We start from the raw sequence: 14,352 nt of genomic DNA on the forward strand, positions 1-14,352 counted from the left end.
CCTGCTTTTTTCGTCCGCCTGGCTTGCGGAACAGCGTATGAAGCCGTGCGAGTTGACCATCACCTTTGTCCAACAGGCGGAAGTTGCGCTATAATATCGAGCGTAGCCATCATGGCGCTTGGCGGCTTCTATCGCCCTCCGGCGTCTAGGTTGAGTGGGTTGTCTATGCGAGGGGAGAAACTGGATGGGAAACGTATGGAAAGGGGCGGCGATCTTAACGGCCGCCGCTTTGGCCGCGAAACTATTAAGCGCTTTGTACCGTGTTCCGTATCAAAATATGGTCGGGGACATTGGTTTTTATATTTACCAACAAGTGTACCCGATTTATGGCATCGTCGTCGCACTCTCGCTGACCGGCTACCCGGTTGCCGTCTCGAAGCTTGTCGCCGAGCGGTTGGCGGGACAGGATGAAGCGGGCGCTGCCGCTAGTGTGCGCGTCGCCTTGTTGGTGTTAAGCGTCCTTGGCGTCATCCTGTTTGCTTCGCTGTATCTAGGGGCGGGGGTGATTGCCTCGGCGATGGGCGATGGACGGCTTACGCCGCTCGTGCGTTTGCTTTCATTTTCGTTTTTGCTGTTTCCGCCCATCGCGTTGTTGCGTGGCTATTTCCAAGGGCGGCATGATATGACGCCGACGGCGGCGTCCCAAGTTGGCGAGCAATTCGTCCGGGTGACGGCGATTTTAGGGCTGTCGTATGGAGCGGTGCAGCGCGGCGCCGACGTCTATGCTTGCGGCATGGCAGCGGTCGCAGGGACGCTAGTAGGCATGGCGGCGGCGCTTTTCATTTTGCTTTTCTTCCTGTCCCGGCGTCGGCGGCTAAAAACGTCGGGCCGCACGCCGCCAGCTTGGGATCGACAGGTGGGCCGGCGTTTATTGACGGAGGGGACGGTCATTTGCTTGACGAATATGGCGTTGACGCTGATTCCACTCGTCGATTCATTTTTATTCGTTCCGCTTCTACAGGAAGCGGGGGCAAGGCTCGATGAGGTGCAGCGGCTAAAAGGAGTGTACGACCGCGGTCAGCCGCTCATTCAGCTCGGCACGGTCGTCGGCACGTCGTTTTCATTGGCGCTTGTTCCACTTCTTTCCGGAGCGCGCCGCCAAGGTGCCGTTTTCGCCTATGGAGCGCTGTCCATCCGGCTTGCCGTTGTCATTGGGCTTGGTGCTTCGTTAGGGCTCATTTGCCTCATTCGACCGATCAATGCGATGTTGTTCGAGAATGACTACGGTTCGTCGGTTCTCGCCGTCTTGTCCTCCTCTGTCTTTTTTACGACGATCGCGTTGACCGCCTCTGCATTATTGCAAGGAATGGGGAGGGAATGGACGGCCGCTGCCGGCGTGGCGTTGGCAGTGGCGGGGAAGGCCGCGCTTATGCATTGGCTTGCTCCGCGGTTTGGAGCGCTTGGCGCCGCCGCGGCGACGACGGGTGCTTATGCGCTCATGGCAGGCTTTTTATGCGCCTTTTTGCCGCGTGAATATCGGACGGCGGGCCGGAAATACATGTACCCAACCGTGAAAGCGGCCGCTATGATGGCCGTCGTCTTGCATGGGTATAGGTGGCTGATGGACAGCTCGAGCGAGGGGCGGCTATGGGCGGCTGCCGAGGCGCTTGGCGGCGTTGCCATCGGTGCTGTCGTTTACCTTGCGTGTATTGTGAAAGGACATGTTTTTTCTGAACAGGAGTTGGCAGCTCTCCCATTGGCTAATAAATTCCGTCTACGATTAGGAGGCAGGTGATCGGCGATGAATACGATTTATGTGTTCGGCCTCGGCGCCGGAGATGTAAAACAGCTGCCGATCGGTGTGTACCGAAAGCTAAAGCGGGCGCACCCGCTCTTTTTGCGGACGAAAGAACACCCGGTGGTCAAATGGCTTACGGAGGAAGGGATTGCGTTTACGTCATTTGATGAAGTGTATGAAAAACACGAGCAGTTTGCTGATGTGTACGCTGACATCGTCGATCAATTGACGGAACAGGCGAAGCGCGGCGATGTGTTTTACGCTGTTCCCGGCCATCCGCTTGTTGCCGAGCGGACGGTGCAGCTTCTTTTCGAAGCTGAGCGGCGCGGCGTCTGCCGAATCGTTATCGAAGGTGGTCAAAGCTTTTTGGATGCGCTGTTTACGGCGGTGCGCATCGATCCAATTGAAGGGTTTCAGTTGCTTGATGCGACGACTTTTCGAGGAGAAGAATGGTCGCCTTCACTGCATGCTGTTTTTTGTCAAGTGTACGATTCGTTTGTGGCCTCGAACGTGAAGCTTTCTTTGATGGAGCAGCTTCCCGACGATTACCCGATCTACATTGTCACCGCGGCAGGCACGAAGGACGAGCAAGTAAAGCGCGTGCCGCTTTATGAGTTGGACCGCGAGACGGGGCTTGACAACTTGACAAGCGTCTATGTGCCGCCGGTGAAGGACGAGCCGTTGCTTTACCACCGGTTTGAGACGCTGCGCCGCGTCATCGCCACGCTGAGAGGGCCGAACGGCTGTCCATGGGATCGGAAGCAGACGCATGCGTCGCTGAAGCGCTATTTGCTTGAGGAGGCGTATGAGCTGCTCGAGGCGATTGACGAGGGTGACGATGATCATATGGTCGAGGAGCTTGGCGACGTATTGCTGCAAGTGATGCTCCATGCGCAAATCGGCGCCGACCGAGGGTTGTTTTCGATCGACGACGTCATCCGCACGCTGACGGCGAAAATGATCCGACGCCACCCGCATGTGTTTGGCGATGTCACGGCCGAGACGGCCGAACAAGTCGTTGCCAACTGGGAGAAGATCAAGGAGAAAGAAAAAGGAGGCGGGCTTTCGGAATCGATTCTTGCCGACATTCCGAAAAGTCTGCCGGGGACGATGCGGGCGTACGAGCTGCAGAAACGAGCGGCGAAAGTCGGGTTTGACTGGGATGATGCCGCGCCGATATGGCAAAAAGTCGAAGAAGAAATGGCCGAGTTTCGAGCCGAAACGTCCGGCGGCCGTCGCGATCGGCTTGTCGGCGAGTTTGGCGATCTATTGTTCGCGCTCATCAACCTTGCCCGTTATTACGGGATTCAACCGGAAGAAGCGCTGCAAATGGCCAACGACAAATTTGCCCGCCGTTTCGCTTATATCGAGGAACAAGTGCGAAAAAGCGGCCGATCGATCACCTCGTTTTCGCTTGCCGAACTCGATCGTTTTTGGGAAGAAGCCAAAGAAAACGAACGGTAAGGGGGATCATGCAATGCGCCTTGATAAATTTTTAAAAGTGTCCCGCCTCATCAAACGCCGCACGTTGGCGAAGGAAATCGCCGATCAAGGGAGAGTGTGGATCAACGGCCATGTCGCCAAAGCGAGCTCCGATGTGAAAGTCGGCGATGAATTGACGATTCAATTTGGGCAAAAGCGGGTAACGGTAAAAGTGACGGATCTAAAAGAAACAACGAAAAAAGAGGAGGCAACCGGGCTGTACGAATTGATCCGCGAAGAACGGACCACCCCGGCGCCGGAACAAGACGACGTCTAATTTGTCCTGCAGGCTTGTTCTAAACCATCCCCCGCTGACATACATATGGTACAAACAACGGATGAGAAAAGGCGGTTGGCCTTGCCGGTTTTCTATACTAAATGGAAATGCGGGGGATGAACATGAGTCGACACGATGAATTTGGCGGAAGCACGAACAAAGGTCCGGTCCAGGAACATGATGTGATCATGCGCGGCCGGCGCCTTCTTGACATCACCGGGGTGAAACAAGTCGAGAGCTTTGACAACGAGGAGTTTTTGCTTGAGACGGTCATGGGCTTTTTGGCCATCCGCGGACAAAACTTGCAGATGAAAAACTTAGATGTCGACAAAGGCGTTGTTTCGATTAAAGGGCGCATTTTCGACCTCGTTTATTTAGATGACCATCAGGAGAAGGCTAAAGGATTCTTTAGCAAGTTGTTCAAATGAATGTCAGCATACAGCTGTACACCATGCTGGCGATGATTGGCATGGGCGGCTGGCTTGGCCTGGCGTGGGATACGTACAGCCGGATGTTGAAACGGCATGAGCGGGCGCACTGGCTCGTCTTTGTGAATGACGTGCTGTTTTGGGCGGTGCAGGCGCTCATCGTGTTTTATGTGCTTCTTTTCGTCAATGAAGGCGAGCTTCGCTTTTATTTGTTTCTCGCGCTTTTATGCGGATATGCCGCTTATCAAAGCTTGCTCCGCTCCTTTTATGTTCGGGTGCTCGAGTGGTTCATTGGGCTGGCGGTAAGACTCGGACAGACGCTCGTTCAGCTGTTCCGCCTCATGGTCATGCGCCCGCTCATCCTCCTTGGGCAAATGGCGCTGGCACTTCTATTGTTCGCTTGGCGGCTTTTGTTGTGGATCGTTCGGTTTGTGCTGCTGGCTGTTTGGAAGATGATCCGCCTTTTGCTTGCTCCGCTGCGTTGGACGGGCATCATGATTTGGCGGCGGGTGCCGCCGCAAAGACGAGCCGGGGTGGAAAAATTTTTTCGACGTTTAAAAGGATTTGCTGGACAAATCAAGAATACAAAAGAGAAAATAAGCATGTGGTTTGCGAAATGGCGCGAGTAAAAGAGGTGTAAACGCGATGAACGTGCCCCGGAGAACGAATGTGACGAAGCTGTCGTCGACGTACATAGCTGAGCATGAGGAGAAAAAGCAGAAGGCGGCGAGAAGACGGCGGGCTGTCGCTGTCCGTTTGGTTGTCTGGTCGTTGTTGTTTGCGATGTTCGCCTCCGCTCTTGTCTACACCTTGCACTCGCAAGCGAAGGCGATCGATGCAAAAACGGCGGAACAGCAAAAGCTGAAAGAGCAGCTTGCGGAGCTTAAACGGAAGGAAAAGCAACTGAAAGAGGAAATGAAAAAGTTGCATGATGATGACTATATCGCCGAGCTGGCGCGGAAAAAATATTACTTATCGAAAGATGGAGAAATTATTTTCGTCTTGCCGGAAAAATAATTTTGCCTGCGAATGCCCGTTTTCTATGGGCATTCGTCATATTGACACGCATTTTTTTCATTCGCTATAATAAAAAAAACACCATCTTTAAAGCGTTTTAAGGAGGAGCACTTTTTTTATGTCGATTGAAGTAGGCAGCAAGTTACAAGGCAAGGTCACGGGCATTACGAAATTTGGGGCGTTTGTGGAGCTGCCGGAGGGGGTCACAGGACTCGTTCACATTAGCGAGGTAGCCGATAACTATGTCAAAGACATCAACGATCATCTGAAAGTCGGCGATATGGTGTATGTCAAAGTCATCAACGTCGGTCAAGATGGAAAAATTGGCCTGTCCATTCGCAAAGCAAAAGACACGCCTTCTTCGCAGCGGCCGCGCCATCGGACAAACGACCGCTCCGCGGCGGACAGCTTAGAACACAAAATCAGCCGATTCTTAAAAGAGAGTGAAGACCGATTGGCATCGCTGCGCCGTCATACGGAGTCGAAGCGGGGAGGTCGTGGAGCGAGACGAGGGTAACTTGCTGCTGAAAGATTGTTTGAAGGATGACAAATTAGGAAACAAGCATCCGTCGCTATGGATGCTTTTTTGTTTCTGTATGGAATAAGAGGATATATTTCCCCTCTGCATTTTCCGCCTATATGTATTGACAATCGTCATCTCCTCCGTTATGATATAAACTGTTGTCACACGGCGGTGTAGCTCAGCTGGCTAGAGCGTACGGTTCATACCCGTGAGGTCGGGGGTTCGATCCCCTCCACCGCCACCAACAATCAAAAATGGCCCGTTGGTCAAGTGGTTAAGACACCGCCCTTTCACGGCGGTAACACGGGTTCGAATCCCGTACGGGTCATCGCAAACGAGCATGCGCCATCAAGCGACATGCTCGTTTTTCTTTTTTGTCTCTTTCTGTCGGAACAAGCCTGTTGACCGCGTTTTGCCGTGGAAAACGTCGAACGATTTTTTATTTTTCTCTGTGGTTTTGACAAATTTCTGACAATTCAAGCTATATAATAGGGGGTAATAGAAAGGTAAAGGAGAGGATCGGGAATGGAAAGAGTAGAAAGAGGGACGGTGCGCCGCAGCATTTCGGAAGTGCCGATTCATGACACGCAAGCAACGGTGTCGCGCTGGATGCGCCATGTGAAGCTGCGCCTTGGTCATCTGTTCATCCATCAAGGCTTTTTGCTTCTTCTTGTCGGCTTTTTGCTTGGACGAGCGTTGATTTTATCGAAGCTGACCCCGTTCGCTTTGCCATTTTTCGTTTCGGTCTATATGCTGCGCCGCGACAAGGCCGCTTTTGCGTTGATCTCGCTGTTGGCCGGTGCTTTGACGCTGTCGCTTGATGTGGCGCTGTTTGTCGGCATTTCCATTTTTGGCTTTCTCTTTATTTACGGATGGGTGCGGAGGGTGATCAGTGAGTCACTGAAAATCGTTCCATTTGTTGTGTTTGTGCTGTCTCTTTCCGCCAAATGGCTGATCTCCTATTATTGGCTCGGAGAGCGATCGGTCTACGGCGCCGCCATGGCGGTCGTCGAAGCCGGGCTGTCGCTTGTATTGACCTTGATTTTTATGCAAAGCATCCCGTTGTTGACAGTGCAGAAGCATAAACATGCGTTGCGAGCGGAAGAGATCATTTCGTTGATCATTTTGCTCGCCTCGATGTTGACCGGGATGATCGGTTGGGCTGTGTACGGTTTGTCGCTTGAGCATGTGATGTCGCGCTACCTCGTTTTGTTGTTCGCGTTTGTCGCCGGGGCCGCGACCGGCTCCACCGTCGGCGTTGTCACCGGGCTTGTACTGAGCTTGGCAAATGTCGGCAACTTGTCGGAAATGAGTTTGCTTGCTTTCGCCGGGCTGCTTGGCGGGTTGCTGAGGGAAGGGAAAAAACTTGGGGTGGCGTTCGGCCTCCTCGTCGCGACGCTGTTGCTTGGTTTATACGGCGAAGGGAAGAGTGAGCTTGTGCCGACGTTGCTTGAATCCGGCATCGCAATTATGCTGTTTTTTGGTACATCCCGTTCACTGACGGAGAAAATCGCCAAATACATTCCCGGCACGGCAGAATATATCAATGAGCAACAACAATACGTCCGGAAAATCCGCGATATGACGGTGCAACGCGTCTCGCAGTTTTCCAACGTCTTTCAGGCGCTGGCGGAAAGCTTTTCGCCCGAACCGCTTCCGGATGCCAATGAATACAGCGACCGTGAAGTCGACTATTTTTTGAGCGACATCACGGAAAAAACGTGCCAAACGTGCTTTAAGAAGACGCAATGCTGGGCGGACAACTTTCGTACAACCTATGCGTACATGAAGCAAATGATGGGCGAGGCGGACGAAAAAACATTGTCGCAAAACCATCAGTTGCTGCGCGAGTGGGAGCGGTATTGCGTCAAGGCCGGCAAAGTCGTCGACGCGATTGAAAAAGAGATGGTTGCTTATCAAGCAAACCGCAAGCTCAAACGGCAAATCCACGAAAGCCGGAAGCTTGTCGCTGAACAGCTGTTGGGCGTTTCGCAAGTGATGGACGATTTCGCCAAAGAAATGCAGAAAGAACAGGAAAACCATTATTTGCAGGAAGAACAAATTTACCATGCGCTGCAAGAGTTTGGCATCGAAGTGGGCCATGTCGACATTTACAGTTTGGAAAAAGGAAATATCGATATTGAAATGAGCATTCCTTACTGCGAAGGGCGGGGTGAGTGCGAAAAACTGATCGCGCCGATGCTGTCAGATATTTTAGGAGAGACGATCGTCGTCAAGCGCGAAGAGTGCGCCGCCTACCCGAACGGCTACTGCCGCGTCGCCTTCGGCTCGACGAAAGCGTTCGTCGTCGAAACGGGCGTCGCGTTTGCCGCCAAAGGAGGGGGGTTCATTTCTGGCGACAGTTATGCAACGATTGAACTTGCTACCGGCAAGTACGCCGTTGCCATCAGCGATGGCATGGGCAATGGGGAGCGGGCGCATGACGAAAGCCGCGAGACGCTGCGCCTGTTGCAAAAGATTTTGCAGACGGGAATGGACGAGTCGATTGCCATCAAATCGATCAATTCGATTTTGGCATTGCGGACGACAGAAGACATGTATGCGACGCTGGATTTGGCCATCATCGACTTGCAAAACGCAGCGACGAAGTTTTTGAAAATCGGATCGACGCCAAGCTTTATTAAGCGCGGTGACAAGGTGATGAAAGTGGAAGCGAGCAACTTGCCGATGGGCATCATTAAAGAAGTGGAATTTGACGTTGTCACCGAGCAGCTGAAATCGGGCGACTTGCTCATTATGATGAGCGATGGTGTGTTTGAAGGGCCGATGAACGTCGAAAACCATGATGTTTGGATGAAGCGGAAAATTCAAGAATTAAAGACGAACGACCCGCAGGAAGTCGCCGATTTGATCATGGAAGAAGTGATTCGCCAATGCGGCGGCGAGATTGAAGACGATATGACCGTCGTTGTCGCCAAAGTTCGGCACAATACGCCGAAATGGGCGACGATTCCGGCATACATGTATATGAAAAAGGCGCAATAGCTAGCGTATAAAAACGTTCCCCTGCGGCGATGATGGTAATACATTCGCCAAGGAGGGGAACGAACGTGCGAAAGGGAACGTTGCGGCAAATTTTGCTCATTACCGATGGCTGCTCCAACCATGGTGAGGACCCAGCCGCCATGGCGGCGCTAGCCCGTGAGCAAGGCATTACGGTGAACGTGATCGGCATCTTGGATCAAGGTGCGATGGATGAAAACGGACGGCGGGAAATTGAAGCGATCGCCGCGGCTGGCGGCGGGATGAGCCAAGTCGTGTACGCGAAACAGCTGTCGCAAACCGTGCAAATGGTGACGCGCCAAGCGATGACTCAGACGTTGCAAGGGCTCGTCAATCGCGAGTTGAAACAAATCTTTGGTTCTGACGTTTCGCTTGAGGACTTGCCGCCGGACAAGCGCGGCCAAGTGATGGAAGTCGTCGATGAACTCGGGGAAACGGTTGCCCTTGATGTGCTCATTTTGATCGATACGAGCGGGAGCATGAAAACAAAACTGCCGACCGTCAAAGAGGCGCTCATCGATTTATCGCTCAGCTTAAATGCGCGCATGGGCGAAAACCGCTTTTCGGTGTTCATCTTCCCGGGAAAACGGGCGCACGCCGAAAAAATGATCGACTGGACGCCAAGGATTGAAGAGTTGTCCACCATCTTTCCGAAATTGGCGTCGGGCGGGCTGACGCCGACCGGACCGGCGCTGCGTGAGGCAATCGCCTATTTTGAGCGTAAACGGTCGTTAAGGAGCTGGATCGGCGATGGCGATGAGCCATACATCGAAGAATCGTCTTTGTAATTTGCCGCCTGGTACGGTCATCACTGGGAAATGGCACGGCCGTTCCTACCGGCTGCTGCGGCGGCTTGGCAGCGGGGCGAACGGCGTCGTCTATTTGGCGGAGAACGGCCGGACTCGCGTCGCCGTCAAGTTGAGCGATGACTATGCGTCATTGGCATCGGAAATGAATATATTGCGCCGTTTTGCTAAGGTCCAGGGAGCCGCCCTCGGGCCTTCTTTGCTGGAAGCCGATGACTGGCAAAGCCCGTTTGCGCGGGAGACGATCCCGTTTTATGTGATGGAGTATATTGAAGGGGAGAATTTCGCTGCTTTCATCCGCCGCCGTGGAAAAGAATGGGCGCCCGTGCTCGTGATGCAGCTGTTGTCGGTGCTTGATCGGCTTCATCAAGAAGGATGGGTATTTGGGGACTTAAAGCCGGATAATTTGATCGTTACCGGGTCGCCGCCGTCGGTTCGGTTGCTTGATGTGGGCGGGACGACGCTGCAAGGAAGGGCGGTAAAAGAGTTTACTGAGCTGTATGACCGCGGCTATTGGGGGCTTGGATCGCGCAAAGCGGAGCCATCTTACGACTTGTTTGCGGCGGCGATGGTGATGATTTCTTCTTGCTGCCCGGGGCCGATTGAGAAAAAGGGTGACGGTCGGGCGCAGCTGTTGTCCATCATCGAAACGGACCGCTTTTTAACCCGATACAAGGAGGTGCTGCAAAAGGCGCTTGACGGCCGATATCGAAAGGCGGCCGATATGCGTCGCGACTTATTGGCCGCCTCTTCCCGCCATACATCGGCGGAAAACGAAAGAAAGGCAGTGCCAAGCCGTCGGTCGGGGCGGCAGGTGAAACGGCGCCGCCAAGCGAGAGGGATTGTCGAAACGGTGGTCATCGCCGCCGCATTGCTGGGCGCCTATGCCTTTTATATATATTGGCAGCTGGCGATGTAATTTTTTTGAGAAAACAGGGCGGACGTGTTACGATGAAGCTGAAAGAAACGCAAAGAGGTTGGCTCGGATGATCGACAAAGTGCGCGCCTTTATCCACAGGCATCAACTGCTTTCAGAAGGAGCGGCCGTCATCGTTGGCGTCTCCGGAGGTCCGGATTCGCTTGCGTTGCTGCACGTTTTTTTGTCGCTGCGCGACGAATGGAAGCTTCAGGTCATAGCGGCCCATGTTGACCATATGTTTCGTGGGCGGGAGTCAGAAGAAGAGATGGAGTTTGTGAAACGTTTTTGCGTGGAGCGCCGTATTTTATGTGAGACTGCGCAAATCGACGTCCCGGCCTTTCAGCGCAGCGCAGGTCTCGGCGCCCAAGAGGCGGCGCGGATCTGCCGCTACCGCTTTTTTGCCGAACTGATGGAAAAGCATCAAGCGGGGTACGTCGCCGTAGGCCATCATGGCGACGATCAAGTCGAGACGATTTTAATGCGGCTTGTGCGCGGCAGCACAAGCAAAGGATACGCTGGTATCCCCGTCAAACGGCCGTTTCACGGCGGCTATCTCATCCGTCCGTTTTTGGCTGTCAGCCGGGCGGAGATTGAAGCGTATTGCCGGCAGATGGGGCTGTCTCCACGCCGCGATCCGAGCAATGAAAAAGACGATTATACGCGCAACCGGTTCCGCCATCATATTGTCCCGTTGCTGCGGCAGGAAAATCCGCGCCTGCACGAGCGGTTTCAGCAATACAGCGAAATGATGGCGGAAGATGAGCAATTTTTGGAGGAATTAGCCGCGGACGCGCTGAATAAAGTAATGGAAAAACAACATCGCGATGCGGCGCTTTCCATCGGACCATTTTTGGCGCTGCCGCGACCGCTGCAGCGCCGGGTGCTGCAGCTGTTGCTTCTCCGTCTTTATGACGGCGTTCCGCCGACATTGACTTCCGTACATATCGGCCATATACTGATGCTTTGTGAGCGCGGCCGCCCTTCCGGAATGATCGATTTGCCAAAAGGGCTCAAAGTGATTCGCTCGTACGACCGCTGTTTGTTTACTTTTGACGCAGAAAGCGGCGAGAAAGGTTATTGGTTTGAACTGCCGGTTCCGGCGCTATTGCCCCTCCCAAACGGCTATGCAATCATCAGTGAATTTGGGGAACACTATCCAAGAAAGCAGGCCGGGAATGATTGGTTCGTCGTGGATCCTGCTTCCGTCTCCTTGCCGCTTCGCGTGCGGACGCGTCGGCGCGGCGACCGGATGGTGCTCAAGGGGACGGGAGGCACGAAAAAATTGAAAGAAATTTTCATTGAAGCAAAAATTCCGCGGATGGAAAGGGATCGCTGGCCGATTGTCGAAGATGCCGACGGTCGCATCCTTTGGGTGCCTGGCTTGAAAAAATCGGCTTTCGAAGCGCAAAACCGTGGGCAAGCTCGCTATATTTTGCTGCAATATCAGGCGATGAACAGCTAGGAGGAAAAAAAGATGGGGATGAAAGACGATATTCAAAAAGTGTTGATCACTGAAGAGGAAATTCAGGCAAAAGTCAAAGAACTCGGCGGTTTGTTAACGAAAGAATATGAAGGCCGTTTTCCGCTCGCTGTCGGCGTTCTCAAAGGGGCGATGCCGTTTATGGCCGACTTGCTCAAACATATTGATACATATTTAGAAATGGATTTTATGGACGTATCAAGCTATGGCAATGCGACCGTTTCATCCGGCGAAGTGAAAATCGTCAAAGACTTGAACACATCCGTCGAAGGACGGGATATTTTGATCATTGAGGATATTATTGACAGCGGGCTGACGCTCAGCTATTTGGTCGACTTGTTTCGCTACCGGAAGGCGAATTCGATCAAAATCGTCACGCTTCTTGACAAGCCGTCTGGACGGAAGGCGGACATTCAAGCCGATTACACCGGATTTACCGTCCCGGATGAATTCGTCGTCGGCTATGGGCTCGATTACGCGGAAAAATACCGCAACCTCCCGTTTATCGGCGTCTTAAAGCCGGAAGTGTACCAAAAGTAGAACGGTTGCTGGGCGACGGCCGAATTGTTTGTATTGAAACAAATTTCTATGATAGTATTGAGTATAGTGTGTTTCATATGGGAGGAGGCAAGAAATGAACCGGATTTTCCGCAATACCATCTTTTATTTGCTGATTTTCCTCGTCGTGATCGGCGTCGTCAGCTTTTTTAACGGCACGAACCAGCGAACGGAGCCGATGACGTACGATGCGTTCATCACTCATCTGGAAAACGGGGATGTCAAGTCGTTTTCCATTAAGCCGGAGCGCGGCGTATATGAAATCAAAGGCCAGTTGAAAACATATAGCGAAGGGCAGTACTTTTCCACCTACGTCATGAACAGTGACAAAGTGCTTGACCGCATCGATGCGGCGGCGGCGCGGACGCGGGTGGAAGTCGTGCCAGCGGACGAAACGAGCGGATGGGTGACGTTTTTCACTTCCATCATCCCATTTGTTATTATTTTTATTTTGTTCTTCTTCCTTTTGAACCAGGCACAGGGCGGCGGCAGCCGGGTGATGAATTTCGGCAAAAGCCGGGCGCGGCTGTATACGGATGACAAGCGGAAAGTCCGCTTCCGCGATGTGGCTGGGGCAGATGAGGAAAAGGAAGAGCTGGTGGAAATCGTCGAGTTTTTAAAAGATCCGCGCAAGTTTGCGGAACTTGGCGCCCGCATTCCGAAAGGGGTATTGCTCGTTGGGCCGCCCGGAACCGGGAAAACGCTGTTGGCGCGCGCGGTTGCCGGAGAAGCGGGCGTGCCGTTTTTCTCGATCAGCGGGTCGGATTTTGTGGAAATGTTCGTCGGGGTCGGGGCATCGCGGGTGCGCGACTTGTTTGAGACGGCGAAAAAAAATGCCCCGTGCATCATCTTCATTGATGAGATCGACGCCGTCGGCCGCCAGCGCGGCGCCGGCCTTGGCGGCGGCCATGACGAGCGTGAGCAGACGCTCAACCAACTGCTTGTCGAAATGGACGGCTTTAACGGCAACGAAGGGATCATTATTATCGCGGCCACCAACCGGCCGGACATTTTAGACCCGGCGCTGTTGCGCCCGGGTCGCTTCGACCGGCAGATTACCGTCGACCGCCCGGACGTCAAAGGGCGCGAAGCGGTGCTGCGCGTGCATGCCCGCAACAAGCCGCTCGATGAATCGGTTGACTTGAAGACGATCGCGATGCGGACGCCTGGATTTTCCGGCGCCGACTTGGAAAACTTGCTGAATGAGGCGGCGCTCGTTGCAGCGCGCCGCAACAAAAAGAAAATTGATATGAGCGACATCGACGAGGCGACGGACCGGGTGATTGCCGGACCGGCGAAAAAAAGCCGCGTCATTTCGGAAAAAGAACGGCGCATCGTCGCGTTTCACGAAGCTGGGCATACGGTCATCGGCATGGTGCTCGCCGATGCGGAAATGGTGCATAAAGTGACGATTGTGCCGCGCGGCCAAGCCGGAGGCTATGCGGTCATGCTGCCGAAAGAAGACCGCTACTTTATGACGAAAGCCGAACTGATGGATAAAATCACCGGACTGCTCGGCGGGCGCGTTGCCGAGGAAATCGTGTTCAATGAAGTGAGTACAGGGGCCCATAACGATTTTCAGCGGGCGACAAACATCGCGCGCCGGATGGTGACGGAGTTTGGCATGAGCGAAAAGCTTGGTCCGCTTCAATTCGGCCAACCGAGCGGGCAAGTGTTTTTAGGACGTGACTTACACAACGAGCAAAACTACAGCGACAAAATCGCCTATGAAATTGACTTAGAGATTCAGCGCATCATTAAAGAGTGCTATGAAAAAGCGAAACAAATTTTGACCCAACATCGGGACAAATTGGATTTGATCGCCAACACGCTGTTAGAAGTCGAGACGCTCGATGCGGAGCAAATTAAACATTTGTTCGAACATGGCACGCTGCCCAAAGACCGGAACGGGCGCGAGGAGGCCGGCAAAAGCGACGGCGATGTGAAAATCAACATCCAAAAGAAAGAGGAGTAATCGATGTCTCTGTTCGGAGGCATCTTTTTTTTGCCGGCGGCCCAGGGAAAGAAGGACAGTTTTTTTCCCGTAAGTATGATATGATAAAGAATGGGAATTTATCGAGGAAAAGCGAGGAATGAAGC

The 14,352-nt window shown here is 53.3% G+C and carries 13 protein-coding genes and 2 tRNA genes; all 15 read left to right on the forward strand.

The annotated features are described in order from the left end of the window. Positions 1 to 184 precede the first annotated feature (184 nt). The 15 genes from GYMC52_RS00325 to ftsH all read left to right on the forward strand — a co-directional run bounded on the left by GYMC52_RS00325 (position 185) and on the right by ftsH (position 14,227). Positions 185 to 1,735: a putative polysaccharide biosynthesis protein gene (locus GYMC52_RS00325; RefSeq protein ID WP_012820449.1), complete on the forward strand. Its 1,551-nt coding sequence runs from the start codon at positions 185 to 187 to the stop codon at positions 1,733 to 1,735. Between the two features lie 6 nt (positions 1,736 to 1,741). Next, positions 1,742 to 3,202: a nucleoside triphosphate pyrophosphohydrolase gene (gene mazG, locus GYMC52_RS00330; protein ID WP_012820450.1), complete on the forward strand. Its 1,461-nt coding sequence runs from the start codon at positions 1,742 to 1,744 to the stop codon at positions 3,200 to 3,202. Positions 3,203 to 3,215: 13 nt separating this feature from the next. After that, a complete protein-coding gene (locus GYMC52_RS00335; protein ID WP_012820451.1) occupies positions 3,216 to 3,497 on the forward strand; it encodes an RNA-binding S4 domain-containing protein in 282 nt (93 codons plus the stop codon). Positions 3,498 to 3,619: 122 nt separating this feature from the next. Continuing rightward, a complete protein-coding gene (yabP, locus tag GYMC52_RS00340) occupies positions 3,620 to 3,925 on the forward strand; it encodes a sporulation protein YabP (protein ID WP_012820452.1) in 306 nt (101 codons plus the stop codon). Continuing rightward, entirely contained in the window at positions 3,922 to 4,554 is a 633-nt protein-coding gene (yabQ, locus tag GYMC52_RS00345) for a spore cortex biosynthesis protein YabQ (RefSeq protein WP_012820453.1), read from the forward strand. The genes yabP and yabQ overlap by 4 nt, the downstream gene beginning before the upstream one ends. A gap of 16 nt (positions 4,555 to 4,570) precedes the next feature. Beyond that, positions 4,571 to 4,942, forward strand: a complete 372-nt coding sequence (locus GYMC52_RS00350) for an FtsB family cell division protein (RefSeq protein ID WP_012820454.1) — start codon at positions 4,571 to 4,573, stop codon at positions 4,940 to 4,942. Between the two features lie 118 nt (positions 4,943 to 5,060). Further along, entirely contained in the window at positions 5,061 to 5,459 is a 399-nt protein-coding gene (locus GYMC52_RS00355; RefSeq protein ID WP_012820455.1) for a S1 domain-containing RNA-binding protein, read from the forward strand. Positions 5,460 to 5,632: 173 nt separating this feature from the next. Then, positions 5,633 to 5,709 (forward strand) — tRNA-Met (locus GYMC52_RS00360). Positions 5,710 to 5,721: 12 nt separating this feature from the next. Then, a tRNA-Glu gene (locus GYMC52_RS00365) sits at positions 5,722 to 5,793 on the forward strand. 197 nt (positions 5,794 to 5,990) lie between these two features. Next, entirely contained in the window at positions 5,991 to 8,471 is a 2,481-nt protein-coding gene (gene spoIIE, locus GYMC52_RS00370; protein WP_012820456.1) for a stage II sporulation protein E, read from the forward strand. A gap of 29 nt (positions 8,472 to 8,500) precedes the next feature. Next, positions 8,501 to 9,277 carry a vWA domain-containing protein gene (locus GYMC52_RS00375; protein WP_020754013.1) on the forward strand — a complete coding sequence of 259 codons (777 nt, stop codon included), beginning with the start codon at positions 8,501 to 8,503 and terminating at the stop codon, positions 9,275 to 9,277. Beyond that, entirely contained in the window at positions 9,240 to 10,214 is a 975-nt protein-coding gene (locus GYMC52_RS00380) for a serine/threonine protein kinase (protein ID WP_011229574.1), read from the forward strand. The genes GYMC52_RS00375 and GYMC52_RS00380 overlap by 38 nt, the downstream gene beginning before the upstream one ends. Before the next feature lie 67 nt (positions 10,215 to 10,281). After that, positions 10,282 to 11,676, forward strand: coding sequence for a tRNA lysidine(34) synthetase TilS (gene tilS / locus GYMC52_RS00385; protein WP_012820457.1), 1,395 nt, complete (start codon positions 10,282 to 10,284; stop codon positions 11,674 to 11,676). Between the two features lie 12 nt (positions 11,677 to 11,688). Further along, on the forward strand, positions 11,689 to 12,234 hold the full coding sequence (gene hpt, locus GYMC52_RS00390; RefSeq protein ID WP_012820458.1) for a hypoxanthine phosphoribosyltransferase: 546 nt from the start codon (positions 11,689 to 11,691) through the stop codon (positions 12,232 to 12,234). A 94-nt stretch (positions 12,235 to 12,328) separates the two neighbouring features. Continuing rightward, the gene (gene ftsH / locus GYMC52_RS00395) at positions 12,329 to 14,227 is read left to right on the forward strand and encodes an ATP-dependent zinc metalloprotease FtsH (RefSeq protein ID WP_012820459.1); all 1,899 of its coding nucleotides are present in this window, start codon (positions 12,329 to 12,331) and stop codon (positions 14,225 to 14,227) included. Positions 14,228 to 14,352 lie beyond the last annotated feature (125 nt).

This window comes from Geobacillus sp. Y412MC52 (assembly GCF_000174795.2).
In the GTDB taxonomy this organism is placed as follows: domain Bacteria; phylum Bacillota; class Bacilli; order Bacillales; family Anoxybacillaceae; genus Geobacillus; species Geobacillus thermoleovorans.

Bases quoted from the DNA above. Each gene is read 5' to 3' on its own strand.
- hpt (WP_012820458.1), top strand. From the start codon at position 11,689: ATGGGGATGAAAGACGATATTCAAAAAGTGTTGATCACTGAAGAGGAA.
- yabP (WP_012820452.1), top strand. From the start codon at position 3,620: ATGAGTCGACACGATGAATTTGGCGGAAGCACGAACAAAGGTCCGGTC.
- ftsH (WP_012820459.1), top strand. From the start codon at position 12,329: ATGAACCGGATTTTCCGCAATACCATCTTTTATTTGCTGATTTTCCTC.
- GYMC52_RS00335 (WP_012820451.1), top strand. From the start codon at position 3,216: ATGCGCCTTGATAAATTTTTAAAAGTGTCCCGCCTCATCAAACGCCGC.
- GYMC52_RS00355 (WP_012820455.1), top strand. From the start codon at position 5,061: ATGTCGATTGAAGTAGGCAGCAAGTTACAAGGCAAGGTCACGGGCATT.
- mazG (WP_012820450.1), top strand. From the start codon at position 1,742: ATGAATACGATTTATGTGTTCGGCCTCGGCGCCGGAGATGTAAAACAG.
- GYMC52_RS00350 (WP_012820454.1), top strand. From the start codon at position 4,571: ATGAACGTGCCCCGGAGAACGAATGTGACGAAGCTGTCGTCGACGTAC.
- GYMC52_RS00380 (WP_011229574.1), top strand. From the start codon at position 9,240: ATGGCGATGAGCCATACATCGAAGAATCGTCTTTGTAATTTGCCGCCT.
- GYMC52_RS00325 (WP_012820449.1), top strand. From the start codon at position 185: ATGGGAAACGTATGGAAAGGGGCGGCGATCTTAACGGCCGCCGCTTTG.
- GYMC52_RS00375 (WP_020754013.1), top strand. From the start codon at position 8,501: ATGATGGTAATACATTCGCCAAGGAGGGGAACGAACGTGCGAAAGGGA.
- yabQ (WP_012820453.1), top strand. From the start codon at position 3,922: ATGAATGTCAGCATACAGCTGTACACCATGCTGGCGATGATTGGCATG.
- spoIIE (WP_012820456.1), top strand. From the start codon at position 5,991: ATGGAAAGAGTAGAAAGAGGGACGGTGCGCCGCAGCATTTCGGAAGTG.
- tilS (WP_012820457.1), top strand. From the start codon at position 10,282: ATGATCGACAAAGTGCGCGCCTTTATCCACAGGCATCAACTGCTTTCA.